This is a genomic window from Blautia sp. SC05B48 (genome assembly GCF_005848555.1).
GTDB lineage: Bacteria > Bacillota > Clostridia > Lachnospirales > Lachnospiraceae > Blautia_A.
Map to the genome: position 1 here is coordinate 197,243 of NZ_CP040518.1, position 18,450 is coordinate 215,692.

General features: G+C 46.5%; 17 protein-coding genes. 5 read left to right on the forward strand and 12 right to left on the reverse strand.

What is annotated here, in order from left to right; genetic code table 11:
- Positions 1-59 precede the first annotated feature (59 nt).
- The 7 genes from EYS05_RS00820 to EYS05_RS00850 form a co-directional block, all read right to left on the reverse strand.
- On the reverse strand, positions 60-728 hold the full coding sequence (locus EYS05_RS00820; RefSeq protein WP_021651109.1) for a transferase: 669 nt from the start codon (positions 726-728) through the stop codon (positions 60-62).
- Positions 725-2,776, reverse strand: coding sequence for a DNA topoisomerase (locus EYS05_RS00825; protein WP_138276365.1), 2,052 nt, complete (start codon positions 2,774-2,776; stop codon positions 725-727). The genes EYS05_RS00820 and EYS05_RS00825 overlap by 4 nt, the downstream gene beginning before the upstream one ends.
- Position 2,777: 1 nt before the next feature.
- Entirely contained in the window at positions 2,778-3,533 is a 756-nt protein-coding gene (locus EYS05_RS00830) for a formate/nitrite transporter family protein (protein ID WP_059086310.1), read from the reverse strand.
- Positions 3,534-3,714: 181 nt separating this feature from the next.
- On the reverse strand, positions 3,715-3,951 hold the full coding sequence (locus EYS05_RS00835) for a DUF3343 domain-containing protein (protein ID WP_015525721.1): 237 nt from the start codon (positions 3,949-3,951) through the stop codon (positions 3,715-3,717).
- A gap of 99 nt (positions 3,952-4,050) precedes the next feature.
- Positions 4,051-5,136 carry an aspartate-semialdehyde dehydrogenase gene (gene asd, locus EYS05_RS00840; RefSeq protein WP_015525720.1) on the reverse strand — a complete coding sequence of 362 codons (1,086 nt, stop codon included), beginning with the start codon at positions 5,134-5,136 and terminating at the stop codon, positions 4,051-4,053.
- Positions 5,137-5,229: 93 nt separating this feature from the next.
- On the reverse strand, positions 5,230-6,609 hold the full coding sequence (gene argH / locus EYS05_RS00845) for an argininosuccinate lyase (RefSeq protein ID WP_118514908.1): 1,380 nt from the start codon (positions 6,607-6,609) through the stop codon (positions 5,230-5,232).
- Positions 6,610-6,760: 151 nt separating this feature from the next.
- Entirely contained in the window at positions 6,761-7,426 is a 666-nt protein-coding gene (locus EYS05_RS00850; protein WP_138276366.1) for an epoxyqueuosine reductase QueH, read from the reverse strand.
- A gap of 129 nt (positions 7,427-7,555) precedes the next feature.
- On the opposite strand from EYS05_RS00850, the gene EYS05_RS00855 reads away from it, so the two are divergent.
- Together EYS05_RS00855 and EYS05_RS00860 are read left to right on the forward strand one after the other, a co-directional pair.
- Complete coding sequence (locus EYS05_RS00855; protein WP_092069257.1) at positions 7,556-8,323, forward strand: ABC transporter ATP-binding protein; 768 nt, start codon at positions 7,556-7,558, stop codon at positions 8,321-8,323.
- Positions 8,316-9,110, forward strand: a complete 795-nt coding sequence (locus EYS05_RS00860; protein WP_138277658.1) for an ABC transporter permease — start codon at positions 8,316-8,318, stop codon at positions 9,108-9,110. Before EYS05_RS00855 ends, EYS05_RS00860 begins: the two co-directional genes overlap by 8 nt.
- A 29-nt stretch (positions 9,111-9,139) precedes the next feature.
- On the opposite strand, the gene EYS05_RS00865 is transcribed toward EYS05_RS00860, so the two are convergent.
- The 3 genes from EYS05_RS00865 to EYS05_RS00875 all read right to left on the reverse strand — a co-directional run bounded on the left by EYS05_RS00865 (position 9,140) and on the right by EYS05_RS00875 (position 12,533).
- Positions 9,140-10,339 carry a putative bifunctional diguanylate cyclase/phosphodiesterase gene (locus EYS05_RS00865; RefSeq protein ID WP_138276367.1) on the reverse strand — a complete coding sequence of 400 codons (1,200 nt, stop codon included), beginning with the start codon at positions 10,337-10,339 and terminating at the stop codon, positions 9,140-9,142.
- A 27-nt stretch (positions 10,340-10,366) separates the two neighbouring features.
- Complete coding sequence (locus EYS05_RS00870; protein ID WP_158293290.1) at positions 10,367-11,566, reverse strand: response regulator; 1,200 nt, start codon at positions 11,564-11,566, stop codon at positions 10,367-10,369.
- A gap of 166 nt (positions 11,567-11,732) precedes the next feature.
- The gene (locus EYS05_RS00875) at positions 11,733-12,533 is read right to left on the reverse strand and encodes a DUF3786 domain-containing protein (RefSeq protein ID WP_227752292.1); all 801 of its coding nucleotides are present in this window, start codon (positions 12,531-12,533) and stop codon (positions 11,733-11,735) included.
- 206 nt (positions 12,534-12,739) lie between these two features.
- On the opposite strand from EYS05_RS00875, the gene EYS05_RS00880 reads away from it, so the two are divergent.
- Both EYS05_RS00880 and glgD read left to right on the forward strand, forming a co-directional pair.
- Entirely contained in the window at positions 12,740-13,879 is a 1,140-nt protein-coding gene (locus EYS05_RS00880) for a glucose-1-phosphate adenylyltransferase (RefSeq protein WP_138276369.1), read from the forward strand.
- Between the two features lies 1 nt (position 13,880).
- On the forward strand, positions 13,881-15,002 hold the full coding sequence (gene glgD / locus EYS05_RS00885) for a glucose-1-phosphate adenylyltransferase subunit GlgD (RefSeq protein ID WP_118608214.1): 1,122 nt from the start codon (positions 13,881-13,883) through the stop codon (positions 15,000-15,002).
- Positions 15,003-15,088: 86 nt separating this feature from the next.
- On the opposite strand, the gene EYS05_RS00890 is transcribed toward glgD, so the two are convergent.
- Together EYS05_RS00890 and EYS05_RS00895 are read right to left on the reverse strand one after the other, a co-directional pair.
- Entirely contained in the window at positions 15,089-15,799 is a 711-nt protein-coding gene (locus EYS05_RS00890) for a hypothetical protein (protein WP_138276370.1), read from the reverse strand.
- 238 nt (positions 15,800-16,037) lie between these two features.
- On the reverse strand, positions 16,038-17,036 hold the full coding sequence (locus EYS05_RS00895) for an acyltransferase (RefSeq protein WP_138276371.1): 999 nt from the start codon (positions 17,034-17,036) through the stop codon (positions 16,038-16,040).
- Positions 17,037-17,268: 232 nt separating this feature from the next.
- Between EYS05_RS00895 and EYS05_RS00900 the strand changes: the two genes are divergently transcribed.
- Complete coding sequence (locus EYS05_RS00900; RefSeq protein WP_138276372.1) at positions 17,269-18,450, forward strand: MerR family transcriptional regulator; 1,182 nt, start codon at positions 17,269-17,271, stop codon at positions 18,448-18,450.

Genomic DNA, 18,450 nt, shown 5'->3' on the forward strand with positions numbered 1-18,450 from the left:
AAAAAAGCTGCACTCTCTCAAAAGTGCAGCCTAAATGCGTGTCCAGAAGAATCTGTTTCTTATTTTTTCTTTACGATCTCTTTTGCATTTTTATAAATGGAATCTGCAGGAACACATCCACGTACCGGTGACAGCGGGTAGATATTGGAATTCCGTCCGATCACAGTACCGGGATTCAGCACAGAACCGCATCCGACTTCAACATGATCTCCGAGCATCGCTCCGAATTTCTTAAGACCGGTTTCGATCTTTTCATCCCCGTCTTTTACGACAACCAGCTTCTTGTCTGATTTTACGTTGGAACAGATCGATCCGGCACCCATGTGGGACTTATATCCCAGCACAGCATCTCCAACATAATTATAATGAGGAACCTGAACCTTGTTAAACAGCACTGCATTCTTAAGCTCTGTGGAATTTCCCACAACTGCGCCCTCACCAACGATAGCCTTGCCGCGGATAAATGCACAGTGGCGCACCTCGGCGTCTCTGCCAATGATAGCCGGTCCGGTGATACTTGCAGTCGGCGCAACTGTAGCGGATCTTGCGATCCATACATTTTCGCCCTTCTCCTCATATTCAGAAGGATCCAGTGTTTTTCCCAGCTTAATAATGAAATCTCCGATCTCCGGAAGAACCTCCCACGGATAGGTTTTTCCCTCAAAAAGCTCTGCTGCAATGGTCTCATTCAGATCCAGCATATTGCTGATAGTAAAATCTTTCATCATGATGATCTCTTTCCTCCCTGTCCGGAAGCTCGCTCCGGCTTCCTGTAGTTTACAGCGGCCACATCAAAAAACTGCCGCAGGTTATACTGATAATTGCTTGCCTCCACCTGCCGGGTACGTACCCGCACAAAATGCTCCAGCTTGTCCATATATTCCTGTTCCGTGATGCTGCCCTCTGCCACATAGGTGAGCCCCTTTTCCCAGCTTGCCGTAAGCTCCGGGTTCAGAAGCTGCCGGATAGAACAATTTACCACATCAAAGATCATTTCCCCAAGAAGCGTTGGAGTGATTACCTGGGTCTTTTTGTTCAGTGCCAGATATTTGATGTTAAAAAGCTTCTTTAGGATCTCGGCACGGGTAGCACTGGTGCCGATCCCACTTCCCTTGATCTGGGCTCGAAGCTCCTCATCCTCGATCAGCTGTCCTGCATTTTCCATGGCAAGGATCATGGAACCGGAATTGTATCGTTTGGGCGGTGAAGTCTCACCCTCCTTGATACTCAAACCGTTCACAGGAAGTATATCACCCTTTTTCAGCTTCTGCAACGCCTCCAGGAGCACAGTATCACAGGAAACCTCGTCTTCCTCTCCATTTCTGTTTTTCTCACTGTCTGAAGCCCTTTTCCGCGAAAAAGAATTGGTGGCGATCTTCAGATAGCCTTCTTCTTTGAGAACCTTAAAGGATGAAAAGAATGCCTCGCCGTCCAGCTTCGTCACAAGACTCACCTTCTGATAAACGGCCGGCGGATAAAAAATACACAAAAATCTCCGTACAATAGTCTCGTACACACGCTGCGCAGTAAGAGACACGCTTCCAAGCGCATTCAATCCCTGACCGGTAGGAATGATCGCATAATGGTCTGTGATCTGCTTGTCATTCACATATCTGGTCTTTGCAATGCTTTTCCAGGATTCCATCCCCAAAACCTCTGCCGCCGCAGCACCGGCCTGCTGATAATTTCGAAGACCGGATATATTCTTGTATATCTCCTTGGCCACTGCCGTGGAAAGAACTCTGGCATCCGTTCTCGGATAAGTCACCAGCTTCTTCTCATAAAGCTCCTGTACGATCCGGAGTGTCTCATCCGGACTGATCTTAAACAGCTTTGAGCACACATTCTGAAGCTCCGCCAGGTTAAAAAGAAGCGGCGGATTTTTGTTTTCTTTTTTTCGTTCCACCTTTTCCACAATACAGGAAAGGGGCTGGTTCACCATCAGCTGATCGATCAGCATCTGTGCATGCTCTTTTTTCCTGAAGCCGTTTTCTTTATAAAGATACGGGGACTGGAAATACCTGCTGCCTTCCACAGCTCTCCATTCACCGTCAAAATTTTCGCCTGCAAGTCCAATACTGCCAAGGACACGATAGAAGGGTGTCTTCACAAAGACACGGATCTCCCGTTCTCTCCGCACCACCATGCCAAGAACACAGGTCATCACACGCCCAACTGCAATAGCCTGATATTTGGAATGGAGATAATTGGTGACACTGCTTCCGTAGCGCAGGGTCAGAACTCTGGAAAAATTGATTCCCATAAGATAATCTTCCTTTGCGCGGAGATACGCAGACGCTGCCAGATTATCATACTCCGAGATGTCCTTCGCTTCACGGATCCCTCTTAAGATCTCTTCCTCTGTCTGGGAATCGATCCACACACGTTTCTGGACTTTTCCCTTTACTCCTGCCATCTGGGCTACCAGACGGTAGATATATTCACCCTCACGTCCGGAGTCGGTACACACATAAATGGTATCCACATCCGGCCGGTTCAGCAGTCCTTTTACGATCTCGAACTGCTTTTTGACCCCGGGGATCACTTCATATTTGAATTCGCGCGGCAAAAAAGGCAGGGTATCAAAACTCCACCTTTTAAACTTGATATCATATTTTTCGGGATAGCTCATGGTAACCAGATGTCCTACACACCAGGTTACCACAGAATCATCAGATTCCAGATATCCGTCTTTTCTCTGACCGTTGATCTTCAAAGCCTTCGCAAATTCCTGTGCCACGCTGGGCTTCTCCGCTATGTATAAAGCCTTTGCCATACTATTTATCTGCACTCATCTTTCTAAGCGGCCATGCCAGAAGCACAGCTCCGCCAACTATATTTCCCAGTGTTACGATCACCATGCTTTTAAGCATAGCGCCGACAGACAATCCTGGCACCATACAGAATGCAACTGTAAAAATACCCATATTTGCAATACAATGCTCAAATCCGCTGACAACGAAACCTGAAATACAGATCACGATCATCAGGAACTTGCCTGACTCACTCTTCAGCTTAATGCCGCAGAGAACAGCAAGACAGACGAAGAAATTACAAAGTACCGCACGGAAAAACATCTGTCCTGCCGGAATACTCAGTTTTCCGTTTATAAATCCGGCAAAATAATCTGCTGTACCGGACGCTCCTGCACCTGCAAAGATCAGCGCCAGGATCAGGCATCCCACAAAATTGCCGATGTAACTGATTCCCCAGACCTTGCCTACGTCTTTCCATGATACGCTCTTGTCATACGCACCAAAAGCCATTACCAGATTGTTACCGGTAAACAGCTCTCCTCCTACCATTACGATCAGCAAGACCGCAATGGAGAACACGATGGCTCCAAGGAATTTCCCCCATTCCGGGAAAGTTTTGGAAAATACATTTCCAACAACGTTACTGTAGATCATCGCCACATCAATAAAAAATCCGGCCATGATCGCCCGCATAAAGTATTTTCCGAAATTGCTGTTCAGTAAGTTTATCTTACCCTTCGCAGCGGTTGACAGTTTCTCTACATCCTCCCTGTTCATAAATAGCACCTCCACATATTTTTAGCAAGCGTGGCACTTTGTTACTGCTTCTTTGTTCACAGTAACACGCTTTCCGGAAATCTGCTTGTTATATTGTAACACTTTACCAATTATTCCACAATGAAAATGCGAAAATTTTCAAAAATTTCCGTTTTGTTACATACAACAAACAATATCCGTTTTATACCAGAACACGATAGATGCCATCCCAGGCCAGTTCCTTTTTTTTCAGGAAATTTTCTGTTTCCTCCTCTGATTGCTCCACGCATTTCCATGCCAGTCCGCACTGGGCACTGATCTCTGAAGGGATCGGGATCAGCCTTCCCGGAAATTCAGATTCCTTGGCCGTTCTTTCCATTTTCATGGCAGCCGTGGTTGTGGAAAATGTCACAACTGTAGTAATTACTTTTCTTCGCATATCTCCTTTGTTCCTTCCACACACGCAAAAACAGGACACCGGAAAAACCGATATCCCGTTTCTGATGATTTTCTTTATTTCCTGTAAAGGATCCAGTTCTTATTTAGCCTGGATATATCCTTTCGCTTTCAGAGTTTCTGCACAGAGAACTGCTCCGCCTGCGGCACCTCTTACTGTGTTATGGGAAAGTCCGATGAACTTGTAATCATAAACAGTATCCTCACGAAGACGTCCTACAGATACTCCCATTCCATTCTCATAGTTCACATCCATCTGTACCTGCGGACGGTTGTCTTCCTCAAGATACTGGATGAACTGCTTCGGAGCGCTTGGAAGCTCAAGCTCCTGCGGAAGTCCCTTAAACTCAACCAGCTTCTGGATCAGCTGCTCTTTGGTAGGTTTCTTGCGGAATTTAACGAATACAGCTGCTGTATGTCCGTTGAGGACCGGAACACGTACACACTGGCATGTGATGACAGGTGTGGTAGCCGGAACGATCACGCCGTCCTCGATCTTGCCCCAGAGTCTTAATGGCTCCTTCTCACTCTTCTCTTCCTCACCACCGATGTAAGGAATGATGTTGTGCTCCATCTCCGGCCAGTCCTTGAATGTTTTTCCTGCTCCGGAAATAGCCTGGTATGTAGTGGCAACTACTTCATACGGCTCGAACTCTTTCCATGCGGTAAGTACCGGAGCGTAGCTCTGGATAGAGCAGTTCGGTTTAACAGCTACGAAGCCGCGTTTTGTTCCGAGACGTTTCTTCTGGAATTCGATAACCTCGAAGTGCTCCGGATTGATTTCCGGAACTACCATCGGAACGTCCGGTGTCCAGCGGTGTGCGCTGTTGTTGGACACAACCGGTGTCTCTGTCTTTGCATATTCTTCCTCGATCGCCTTGATCTCATCCTTAGTCATATCAACTGCTGAAAATACAAAGTCAACAGTAGCTGCAACCTTCTCAACCTCGTGGATATCCATAACAACCAGCTTCTTTACTGCTTCCGGCATCGGAGTATCCATTTTCCATCTGCCGCCTACAGCCTCCTCGTAGGTCTTACCTGCGCTTCTCGGACTTGCAGCTACAGTAACCACCTCAAACCACGGGTGATTCTCCAGAAGAGAAATGAATCTCTGACCAACCATTCCAGTTGCACCTAAAATACCGACTTTAAGCTTTTCACTCATAATAAAACTCTCCTCATCTCGTGTCCCTCTATGGCACACATTTGTCTTTTCTGTAAATACTATACCAATTTTTCCGAAAATGCAAGCATTATCTTAATTTTTTTCAAGATATTCTTTATTCTGAGCGATCACCTGCTCCATCACGTCCGGTCCCGGCGCTCCCAAAGTCACACGTTTTTCCACGCAGGTCTTCATACTGATGGCCTCATAAATATCCTCCTCAAACACAGGACTGATTTCTTTGTACTCGGAAAGCGGAAGCTCATCCAGAGAGATTCCCTTATCCAGACAGAGAAGGACCAGTCTTCCGACGATGCCGTGAGCATCACGGAACGGTACACCGTGGTTAACCAGATAGTCTGCTGCGTCTGTGGCGTTTGTAAAGCCTCTTTTTGCACTTGCCTCCATATTGGCTTTGTTGAACTGCATAGTGGAAACCATGCCGGTAAACAGGGCGATACAGCCCTTTACGGTGTCAATGGCATCAAAGGTCAGCTCCTTGTCTTCCTGCATATCTTTGTTGTATGCAAGCGGGATTCCCTTCATGGTTGTAAGAATAGATGTCAGCGCTCCGTAAACACGGCCTGTTTTTCCACGGACAAGCTCTGCGATATCCGGATTCTTCTTCTGCGGCATGATACTGCTGCCTGTGCTGTATGCGTCATCGATCTCAACGAAACGGTACTCATTGGAATTCCACAGAATGATCTCTTCTGAAAAGCGGCTCAGATGCATCATGATCGTAGAGAATGCACTGAGAAGCTCAATGACATAATCTCTGTCAGATACGGAATCCATACTGTTTCTGGTTGGTGCATCAAAGCCGAGAAGCTCTGCAGTATAGGCACGATCCAGCGGATAAGTGGTTCCTGCCAGTGCTCCGGCTCCAAGAGGACAGGTGTTCATTCTCTTACGGATATCAAAAAGTCTGTCACGGTCTCTCCGGAACATCTCAAAATATGCGCCTACATGGTGTGCCAGAGTTACCGGCTGTGCCTTCTGAAGGTGAGTAAATCCCGGCATGTAGGTGTGAACATTCTCTTCCATGATCTTCTGCAGGGCAAGAAGAAGGTCCTTCAGTTCCTTATCTGTCTCATCGATCTCGTCGCGGACATAAAGCTTCATATCCAGAGCTACCTGGTCATTACGGCTTCTCCCTGTATGAAGCTTCTTTCCGGCGTCTCCGATACGATCGATCAGATTCGCCTCCACGAAGCTGTGGATATCCTCATACTCAGCTGTGATCTCCAGCTTTCCTGCTTCCACGTCTGCAAGGATACCGTCCAGTCCTTCTGTGATCTGCTTCTTTTCTTCCTCTGTCAGGATCCCCTGCTTTGCAAGCATGGCAACATGTGCCTTGCTTCCGCGGATATCCTGTCTGTAAAATTTCTGATCAAAGGAAATGGATGCGTTAAAATTGTAAACCAGCTTGTCCGTTTCTTTTGTGAAACGGCCTCCCCATAACTGTGCCATATTAATTCTTCCTCACTTTTCTTTTTTGCGGCAGAACTATCTTATCCGGACATATATGAGATCCGTCTCCCGGACGTCTGCACTTTTCTGTGTTAGTGTAACATATTTTTATAAAAATGCAAAGTTTTTCATAATTATACGTTTGCTGCCTTCAGCCGTTGTTACTGTTCACTCTGTTCTCAGTAACCAGCCGTTCTCTGTCCATGGCTTCTTTCTTTGAAAATACACAGCCGCAGTAATTCTGCCGGTACAGAGCATGCTCATGAGACAGCTCAATAGAACGCTTGTAGCCATTCTTTTTCTTGAAATCTGAAGTCAGATGTGGCACTTTATAGATTTCCGCCAGTTCCTCACCGATCTCATTAATCTTCTGTGCATTTTTCAGAGGACTGATACTTAAGGTTGTGGTGAAATAATCATATCCTCCCTCCTTCGCCAGTTTTGCCGCCTCTTCCATCCGCAGGCGGTAACACCGAAAGCACCTCTCTCCTCCTTCCGGAACATCTTCCAGGCCTTTTGCCATCTCATAAAATTCCTTCGGGTCATACCGGCCCTCCATAAGAGTTACCGGATGGACAAATTCCATCTCCCCGATCAGGCGGCGGATCTCAGCCACACGGTGTGAATATTCCTCCTCCGGTGCGATATTGGGATTATAAAAAAATATCGTGATCTCAAAATACTGTGACAGGTATTCCATCACATAGCTGCTGCATGGCGCACAGCAGGCATGCAGAAAAAGTCTGGGAGTTTTCCCCTCTTTCCGGTTTCTTTCAATCAGTTTATCCAGTTCTTTCTGGTAATTTCTCTTGTTCAATGTTTGTAATTCCTTTCTCTATGACTGTTTTCAGGCAGACATCGGAGTATACATCCCTGCCATTGGCCTTCTCCCGTTTCAGACATATGATAATATTATACCATTATCTACGAAAAGGAGGCAACATCCATGAATCCTGTCCTGAAAGTGCGGGACGTGTGTCTCTCCTATCACACCTTGTCCGGTGAGACACCCGCCCTTTCTCATATATCCTTTGACCTGATGCCCGGTGAATTCCTGTCCATTGTAGGACCTTCCGGATGCGGAAAATCCACTCTTCTGAATCTCATTGCCGGCCTGCTCACTCCGGAGCACGGTTCCATTACTCTGGGAGGCCGGCCGGTATCCTCCGGCAGTGCCGCTGTAGGATATATGCTCCAGAAGGATCATCTTCTGGAATGGCGAAGCATCTACAAAAATATCCTTCTCGGCCTGGAGATCCGGAAAGAGCTCACACCCGAAAAGCTGGCACATGCAGAAGCCCTTCTTCAGACCTACGGTCTGGACCGTTTCCGCGATGCCCGCCCTTCCCAGCTTTCCGGCGGAATGCGCCAGCGTGCTGCACTGATCCGGACCCTTGTGCTGGAACCGGAACTCCTTCTTTTGGATGAACCTTTTTCTGCACTGGACTACCAGACCCGCTTAAATGTCAGTGATGATATCGGAAAAATTCTCAAAAGCTCCGGCAAGCCTGCGATCCTGGTCACTCACGATATCTCAGAGGCCATCAGCATGGCCGACCGGGTACTGATCCTTTCTGCACGTCCTGCCACTGTACGAAAGATCATTGATATCGATCTGGATATCAGCGACCGCACTCCCCTCTCCTCCAGAAATGCTCCGGATTTCAAGAAATATTTTAACATCATATGGAAGGAGCTCAATGAAAATGCCTGAAATTTCCAGACAACAGAAACAATATCTTGCACAGCAAAAAAAAGAAAAACACATCATCCTTACTGCACGGATACTTCTTTTTGTCCTGTTTATGGGACTTTGGGAAATATCCTCTGATCTTGGATGGATCGATTCCTTTATCTTCAGCAGTCCTTCCCTGATCGCAGAGACCTTTCTTTCCATGTGCAGGGATCAGTCCCTGTTTACACATATTGCCGTGACACTGGCAGAAACTCTTATCAGTTTCTTTTTTGTTGTGATCCTGGGTGTAGGAACCGCAGTACTTCTCTGGTGCTCCCGACGGATCGCACGGATCCTGGAGCCATGTCTGGTGGTACTGAACAGTCTCCCGAAATCTGCACTGGCCCCTCTTCTGATCGTATGGCTTGGTGCCAACGAACGTACCATTGTGGTCGCCGGCATGTCTGTAGCCATCTTCGGCTCCGTTATCAATCTGTACTCAGGCTTCTGCCAGGCAGATCCGGAAAAGCTGAAGCTGATCGAAACTCTGGGGGGACACAAAAAGGAAAAGCTTCTGAAGATCGTCCTGCCCTCCTCCGTTCCTCTTATCCTGAGTGTGATGAAGGTCAACATCGGGCTTTGCCTGGTGGGCGTGATCATCGGAGAATTTATCGGTGCCCGAAAAGGCCTGGGATACCTGATCATTTACGGAAGCCAGACATTCAGGCTTACATGGGTCCTGATGTCCATTGTGATCCTCTGCATCATTGCCATGCTGCTGTATTTTGCACTTTATCTTATTGAAAAGCAGGTCCGAAAGCATTAGCTGTAAAAAGGGCGTGTAAAAATGATCTCTCATTTTTTACACGCCCCTTTTGCTCTTATAACCTCTGTTTCAAAGTTTTCCCACGGCAAAGGCCGTGCATAATAAAAGCCCTGGATCCCATCGCAGTGCAGGCTTCGCAGGATCTCCACCTGTTTTGCTTTCTCCACGCCCTCGGCAAGAACCTTCATTCCCAGGCTGTGTGCCAGCGAAATGGTATGACGGACCACCTGCTGCCCACGAAAATTTTCTATGTAATCGATCAGACTTTTATCCAGCTTCAGAGTATCGAACGGCAGCTGGGTCAGGCTTGTCATAGATGAATAGCCGGAGCCAAAATCATCCATATGCAGCTTGAATCCTGCATCCACCATCTTCTCTATGATCTTGCTGATCTGATCATTATACAACGCAGCAGTTTCTGTCAATTCAATGGGAACAGAAGAAAACGGAATGCCATTTTCTTCCACGATCTTCACATAACGACAGATCATATTATCGTAATGGATACTGGCACGTGACAGATTCACCGAAATCGGAAGTATCTTTTTCCCTAATCTTATACGTTCCCCCTGAATGCTGCATACTTTTCGGAAAACATATTCATCAAGGCGTACGATCAGACCGTCCTTCTCAAAAAGAGGGATAAATTCTCCCGGCGAAACTATAGTCCCTTCCGCTCTCTTCCAGCGCACCAGTGCCTCCGCCCCAACGATCTCTTCTGTCTCCACACTGTATTTCGGCTGCAGGTAGACTACGAATTCTTCATTGCGTATAGCCTCCTCGAAAGCATTCTCTATCTGTCCGTTACGGATATGTCTCCGTCTCATCTCATCATCATAAAAAGCGATCTGGTGCTCATAATCATCCCGGATACTCTTCATGGCCAGAAAAGCTCTGTCACAGATCAGGGTAAAAGGCAGTGTCTTATCCACATTCTCATAGACCCCATAGTTGACCACCAGATTAGGAATCGGCGCTCCGCTCTCGACCCTGTGGATAAATTTCTCCATATCTGCCATACGTATCTCTTTCTTTCCATATATGATGGCTACAAACTGGTCTCCTCCATATCTGCCCACCGTCCCGTAGCGAACCTGATTTCTGTACGTATCTCCCAGATAGGTAAGAACCTGATCTCCGGTCTTCTCTCCATAGGTTCCGTTGATCCATTTAAAGTTCTTTATATCTGCCACCACCACATGAAAATACTGATTCGTATTAAAGCGCATCAGCGTCTTTGCATGATGGAAAAAGGCCTATCTGGTATAAAGCCCTGTAAGATCATCATATTCCAGAGCTGAGAGGACCATCACGGACTCTCTCAGCTTGATCACATTGTTGATCTTACTTTTTAATATGCGGACATTATACGGTTTCCGTACAAAATCCACTGCTCCCAGTTCCAGACATCGCACCTCATCCTCCAACCGGTTACTTCCGGTTATGATGATCACAGGTACAGAGGTCAGCATCACATCATCACGGATCAACTCCAGAAACTGAAATTCATCACATACCGGCACACTCATATCAAGAAGAATTGCAGAAAGGGTTCTGTAATTCTCAGACAGACACTTCATCCCCTCTGCTTCATTCATCGCAGTGATAACCTCAAAACTGCCCTCCAGATGTTCTGTAAGCGCTTTCCGATCCGTTTCGTCATTCGCTACGATAAGGAGTTTTCTTCCGGATGCTGTTCCTCCTGGTTCCAGTATGGCCTCCATCTCACTGTACCGTACATCCATATCCTCATTGGCAAAAGCAAACACCACGGCCTGAAAATCCTCAGCCGTTCCTACTCTGGCACATTTCACATAGAAATATTCAATCCTCCCGTTGCTTCGGCGTACACGATAATGTACCATCAACTGGGGAATCCTGGTAAGGCGTTGGCATATCTTCTCAAAATCCATCATCTGATGCATCCGGATCCTGTCCTCCGCCGCAACACTGCTCTCAATATAAATATCCATGATCTTCTCATAGGATTCATCCCTGCGAAGTCCCTCTTCCACATAAGCTCCGCCCTGCCCCTGGAAGCGGTACACCTGGACCTTATGAGTTTCTCTGTCAACAGAGTAGATATTGACAAAATTTTTTCCGAGGACATTAATGATCCCCATAAGAAGTGGATTCTCCATCATTCCGCTGCTGATCTCAGCATTAGTCTCTGTATCCGAAAAAACAAGGGCATGTCCTGTCCCGCCGGATTCCAGCGGAATCTCCACAGCATCAACCACACGCAGGATATTCCGTCCCGGTTCCAGATAGTTCTTCGGACCTTTGATCCCGTTAATGATCGGACAGACCTCACAGGGAGTTTCTCTGTTTCTCAGACAGCGATAGCATTTCTCGCCACTTCTCAGCTGCGGATAGAGCTCACGTGCTGCCTGATTATAGCTGATAATCTTATAATCCTCATCTATGACATACATTCCTGATGTATTTTTCCCCACAATCATCACCTCCGGATTCGTAAATTTCTCATAGATCCTTCGTGACAGTTACTGTCTCAAAATCCGCAAATATGCCTTCATTGTATACGATTTTTCTGATAATCGCAATTATCTTTCGTAATTATTTATTTTTATTTTTCATATTGGTTTTATTATATTTCGGTTATCAGCGCATCTGAAAAGATTTCCCCCTGAGAGGGACTCCGGCAAGCTCCGCAAGCCTTTTGATCCCGGAATCTGCTATGGATACCGCACTCTCCACATGATTGAAATCTGTGGCACTGTAATCAAACAGGATATTTCCCTGAGCTTCAAACTCCTCGTCCCGCTCCCAGAAGAAGAATCTCATAGGCATACAGTCAAAGGCCCTGATCTCATATCCCACATCACCCTGGGGCAGTTCCCTTCCGTCAAGCTTGTGAAACGCTTCCCTCAGTTCCTTTTCATGACCGGAAAATGTAGCACCGAACACATCCGTCTCTCCGATCTGATACGCCGGCGCAAATGGTCTTGCATTCCTGAGATCAGCAAAAGGGACCCACTTATCCATAATAAAAGCCCCCTCTTTCGCATACCCCAGAAGCGTATAAATATTCAGCATCTCCGTAGTATCCGGTTCTCTCTGTCCATCCAGGCTCCGGATACTGCCGTCTTCCAGACTCACCCCATATTTTCTTCCGAAATGAATGATCGTGAGAAACCCGTTTTCTTCCTTCAGTTCCGGCACCCGTTTATGCAGATCTGCCTGGTCCATCTTCAAAAAGCGTTGTGCCCACTCTTCACATAGTTTTACATAGTTGGACATTCTTTCTTCTTTCATCCTGTCTTCTCCTGTCTGATATCGATATTCTTCCTCCGCTGTATTCCGGACTTTTTTTACAGAATACACTGCTTTCACATTTTCCGCAAGAATCTTCGCCGATGTATCCGAAATCCGGATATTTCCAATGTTACTTTTTTTCAGCATCCCGGAACCTTCTTAAACGTTTCTTTTTTCGACAGATCCTCCGGCAATTTTTCCAAATTCGTCTAATTTTTTAACATAAAAATAACGTTTTTTTGCACAAAAAACTGGATTTTCTTTTTTAAAAGGTGTATAATATTAACAAAGTTTATTGTTTTTATGGTTAAAGACACCTGGCAGTAAACAAGAAATGAAAGTGAGGATTCGCCATGAAACAAAACAGTATGTTAGCAATGATCCTGGCCGGTGGAAGAGGAAGTCGTCTTCACGAATTGACGAATAAAGTTGCCAAGCCAGCCGTTGGTTATGGTGGTAAATACCGTATCGTGGATTTTCCGCTCAGTAACTGTGCCAACAGTGGCATTGATGTCGTAGGTGTACTGACACAGTATGAATCAGTTTTACTGAACAGCTATGTAGCAGCCGGTGGCCGCTGGGGCCTTGATGCCAAGGACAGCGGAGTTTATGTACTTCCTCCACGTGAGAAGGCTGATGCCGGTCTGGATGTATACCGTGGAACAGCTGATGCGATCTCTCAGAATATTGATTTCATCGACTCACAGAACCCAGAATACCTTCTGATCCTTTCCGGTGACCACATCTATAAGATGAATTATGCAAAAATGCTTGATGACCATATCCAGCATAAGGCAGATGCGACTATTGCAGTTATCGAGGTTCCCATGAAGGAAGCCAGCCGTTTCGGTATCATGAACACCGGTGAAGATGACCGCATCGTGGAATTTGAGGAGAAACCGGAACACCCGAAGAGCAATCTTGCCTCCATGGGTATCTACATATTCAACTGGAAGCTTCTGCGCAAACTCCTGCTGGCAGATATCAAAAATCCGGATTCCAATCACGATTTCGGTAAAGACATCATCCCTACACTCCTTGCACAGGACAAGGCGCTCTACGCCTACAAGTTCAAAGGCTACTGGAAGGATGTAGGAACCATCGATTCCCTCTGGGAAGCAAACATGGATCTTCTCAGTCCAAACAGTGAACTTGATCTTAACGATCCTACCTGGAAGATCTACACTGAGGATGCTACATCTCTTCCACAGTATATCTGTGATACAGCTGTGATCAACAATGCTTTCATCACTCAGGGCTGTGTTGTGGAGGGTGAGATCACCAACTCCGTACTTTTCACAGGCGTCAAAGTCGGTCCTGGTGCCAAGATCATCGACAGTGTCCTGATGCCGGGTGTTGTTGTTGAGGCAGGTGCCGTTGTCCAGCGTGCTCTCGTTGCAGGCGGAGTCGTGATCGGTGCCAATGCTCGTGTCGGTTCCAAAGACAGTGAGCACATCGAACTTGTATCAAAACGTGTAAAGGGGGCTGAGTAATATGTTTAAAGCATTTGGAATCGTGAATTCCTCAGAAAGAAATATTCATGTGGAGGGGCTTCAGGACTACCGTGCGATCGGCGCCTTTTCATTTCTCGGAAGATATCGTGTCATCGACTTCCCGATCTCAAATATGACCAACAGCGGAATTGAGTACATTCAGGTCTATGTAAAGAACAAACCCCGTTCTCTTGTGGAACATCTCGGAACCGGACGTCACTACAACATCAATTCCAAGAGTGGTAATCTCCAGATTCTCTTTTCAGAGCATTCCGGAGTCAACGATATCTATAACACCGATATCGACAACTACTACTCCAATCTGGAGTGCATCGAAGCAGTTCATTATCCGTATGTTGTTATCGCCCCGAATTACATGATCTACACTACCGACTACTCCAAGCTGATCGATGCCCATATCGAATCCGGTGCAGATGTGACCATGCTTTATCATTCCGTTGATAATGCCAAGGAGAACCATCTGAACTGCCACATCCTGAACCTGAACCGTCAGAAGGGTGTTCTCTCCATTGAGCACAACCACGGCAATGCGAAGAACCGCAACATTTTCATGGATACCTACGTAATGAGCAAGGAGCTTTTCATCAGCCTCATCCATAAGGCAAAAGAGATCTCCTCTCTTTATACCCTTGCAGACGTGATCAATGCCGGCTGCAGAGACGGTGAGCTGGATGTGCGTGGTGTATCTCATCGCGGATATTTTGCAACGATCACTGATTTCAAGAGCTATCACGATGCAAATATGGATCTGATCGACTACAAAACTGCAACCGATCTTTTCCATGATAACTGGCCGATCTATACACGCACCAATAACTCCTGCCCGACCCATTACTTTGACACAGCCAATGTTTCCAACTCCGTTATCTCCAACGGCTCCATGATCGAGGGAACTGTAGAGAATTCTATTGTCGGACGTGGCTGTACCATCAAAAAGGGCGCTGTTATCAAGAACTGTGTAGTTCTTGCAGACTGCACCATCGGTGAAAATGTCCATATCGAAAATCTGGTCGTAGACAAGCATGCCAAGATCACACATGCCAAGGAGATCATCTGTCCTGCAGATGAGCCCGGCTACATCAAACGTAACGATACACTGTAATATTCATATATAATAAGGCCTCCGGTTCCTGTGTTATGAACCGGAGGCCCTATTTATCTCTGTACTCAGCCAGACATATGGATCCATCATTTCAGAACAGACTGGATCCATTTCAACGCATTATCTTTATTCTTCACATTACCCGGAAGGCAGATGCACACCGGATCATATCTCAGGCCAAATTCCTGAGCAACACTACTGCTGCCGTCAAGCTCCAGATGCTGATCATCCACAGCGCCCAGAGACTCAAACACCTCATCTCCAAACGTTTCCCTGAGATCTGCATACATTCCGCTGTCTTTCTCATGTTCATAGAGCTCCTTCGGCATGATCAGGACATCAACGGTAGCACTCTGGATTTCCGTCACATATGCGATCCTGGCATAGTAATCAAAATCCTCTCCTGTCTCGTCCGTCATCAGATTCTGCGCCACACTGACTTCTGCATATTTATCCTCTGTTCCCAGTGTCTTCAGAGCATCCTCTTCCACCTTCTCAGAGTCGTAATTCCCTGCATTCACCACCGCAATGGAAAGCACCGTCTTCATCTGTGCGTGCCGGTAAATATTCACTCCCAGGCAGACTCCGCCAATGGCAAGAAGCACACACAGCATATGTATCTTATAATACATCCAGATATACTGAATCTTCTTCCCTGTTCCCATTCCCTTCAGTTTCTCTCTTTCGATCCGGCGGCGTTCCTTCTTCGTCAGATCAGTTTCGTTGGGCATCTCCGGATTCAGTACACTCTCATCGTGTCCGTCACTGCCGGCCTCCGCTCTGTTTTGTAAATCCATAAAAATCTCCTTTTTCTTTCATGTCTCAGTATTTTTTACCCTGAAGCGGGATATTCCAGTCGCTTTCCCCGCATCCTCCGGGTGGGTGCTGTGACTTATCAATAAAGGATATTTTAGCATATTTTGGTACAAAATCACAGCGCATAAATATGAAAATACCATAAACTTTACTGTTCACTCCGTTCTCAGTAACACGCTTCGCGAAATATTACCAGTGAACAATAACCCATAAACTCTTCTATTTCCGGCAGATCCTCATTCCATATCCATACATTACCGCCACAGCAGTCACAAGAACACAGACCATCACAGGTCTCATCCACAGATATAAAAGATTTTTCTGAATTCCTGCTGCCACAGCCACATCCTTCAGGATATCAGCCACACAGAGATGGAACAGATAAATAAAAAATGCATATTTCTGACCGATGGCTGCCGGAATCTCGGGCACTTTCCGATTCTTTCCCATGATCGCAATGAGAAAAAGACCAACAGCCATAAATACTGAACCCAGAAACAATTCCAGTTTGCCAAAATACCTGTATTCCAGCAGACTTACGATCCCGCCGCCAGCTACCATGCCATACAAAAAAAGCACTTTTTTTCCGGCAAACCAGGCTTCCAGCTTTTCCTGATGTCTGTGTATCAAATGTCCCAACATAAAAAACGGAAATCCGGTAAACAGATAGTTTCGAAACTGCATAACACGGAAATGCTTTTCCGGGAACAGGAAGGTCGAAAATTCCTCCATTCCGAAATGGATCAGAAGAAGCACCGGTATCAGAACATATGCCTGTTTACAGAGCCGAAATCTTGCTGTCAGGGCAAAAAGAAGATAACAATAGAGCAGTGCCGGGAGAAACCACAGATGCCATTTCACCTGAGAACTGTTATTATATAGAAGAAACTGACGGATATGTTCCCCCGAAACCAGGGCTTCCAGCCATTCCTTCTGGCTTGCTCCGTCGATGTGGTTCTGGATCAGCTCCCACAGACAGCAGACCGGAAATGCCACAAGCATCAGCTTCAGAACATGCCGGATCTTTTTTCCAGTCCTTACAAATTCCGTATCATCGCCACGGAAGCAGAAATATCCGGATACCATAAAAAAAACAGGTACTGCGAATCTGGCAAGTACATTGGCTATGATTCCGGCATTTCCCGGAAAATGGACATGAAGAAGCACAACTGCATAAGCACTGATTGCCTTTACCATATCCAGAGTACAGTTTCGCATAAAAATTACTCCTTTTTATATCGAACGCTTATCCCGGAAATATAATTCCGGGGTTTCCTTTTTTCGAAACGATATACTAACAAACCAGCAGAATTTTGTCAATGTTGTTTTCTCCTGTACGGTTTACTCTTATGCGGTTTACTCTTGTACGGCTTCCGGATCTGAATTATAATTCTCTTATGACTTCATGACAGGATGTTTGTTATTTCCTCAGAAAGGATTCTATTTTTTTATGAAAAAAGACGGCTACTATTCTTCCGGCGAATTTGCACGCATGGCACATGTAACTCTGCGTACTGTCCGCTATTATGATAAACAGGATATCCTGAAACCCTCTCTCGTCACCGAATCCGGCGCACGTTTTTATACAGACGAGGATTTTGCAAGGCTTCAGCAGATCCTCCTTCTGAAATACCTGGGCTTTTCCCTGGATGACATCCGTGAAATGACCATCGGTGATTCCGATTATCATTTCATGCTGAATTCTCTGAATATCCAGCTTCGTCTGGTCCGTGACCGGATCGAACAAATGCAGCTGGTAGAAAAAGCGATCCAGGATACCGCACAGGTGATAAATGAACAGCACACCATTGACTGGAGCCAGATGCTGAACCTGATCCACCTGACCGGCATGGAAAAAAGCCTCAAGAATCAGTATCAGAATGCTACCAACATTTCCTCCAGGATCAACCTCCACAGCCTGTACTCCCAGAACAAACAGGGATGGTTTCCCTGGATCTTTGAGCAATGCCGGATCTCACCCGGTCTTCGTATTCTGGAGCTGGGCTGCGGTGACGGAACGTTATGGACTGACAATCTTTCCCTTCTTCCGGAGGATATCTCCATCACACTTTCCGATATTTCCAGCGGTATGCTCCGCGATGCCAGACGAGCCATCGGTTCCTCGGATACCCGGTTTGCGTTCCGGGCCTTTGACTGCAGAAAAATCCCTTGCAAGGACGAAAGCTTTGATCTGGTGATCGCCAATCACGTGCTTTTTTACTGCGATGATATTCCCTCCGTCCTGAAAGAAGTTCGCCGTGTCCTCGCTCCCTGCGGGAGATTTCTCTGCAGCGCTTACGGAAAGGCACATATGCAGGAGGTCAGCCAGCTGGTGCAGGATTTTGATGAACGGATCGTGCTTTCCGCAGACCGGCTTTATGAGCGGTTCGGACGTGAAAACGGCCAGAGTATCCTGACGCCTTTTTTCCCAAAGGCTCAGTGGCTTTCTTATGAAGACTGCCTTCTGGTCCAGGATGCGGAGCCGCTGATCTCCTACGTCCTCTCCTGCCACGGCAACCAGAATCAGTATATATTGGACCGTTACAAGGAATTCCGGGCCTACACCGCCAGAAAAACTGCCAAAGGATTCCGCATTACCAAGGATGCCGGCGTATTTCTTTGTGAAAAATAG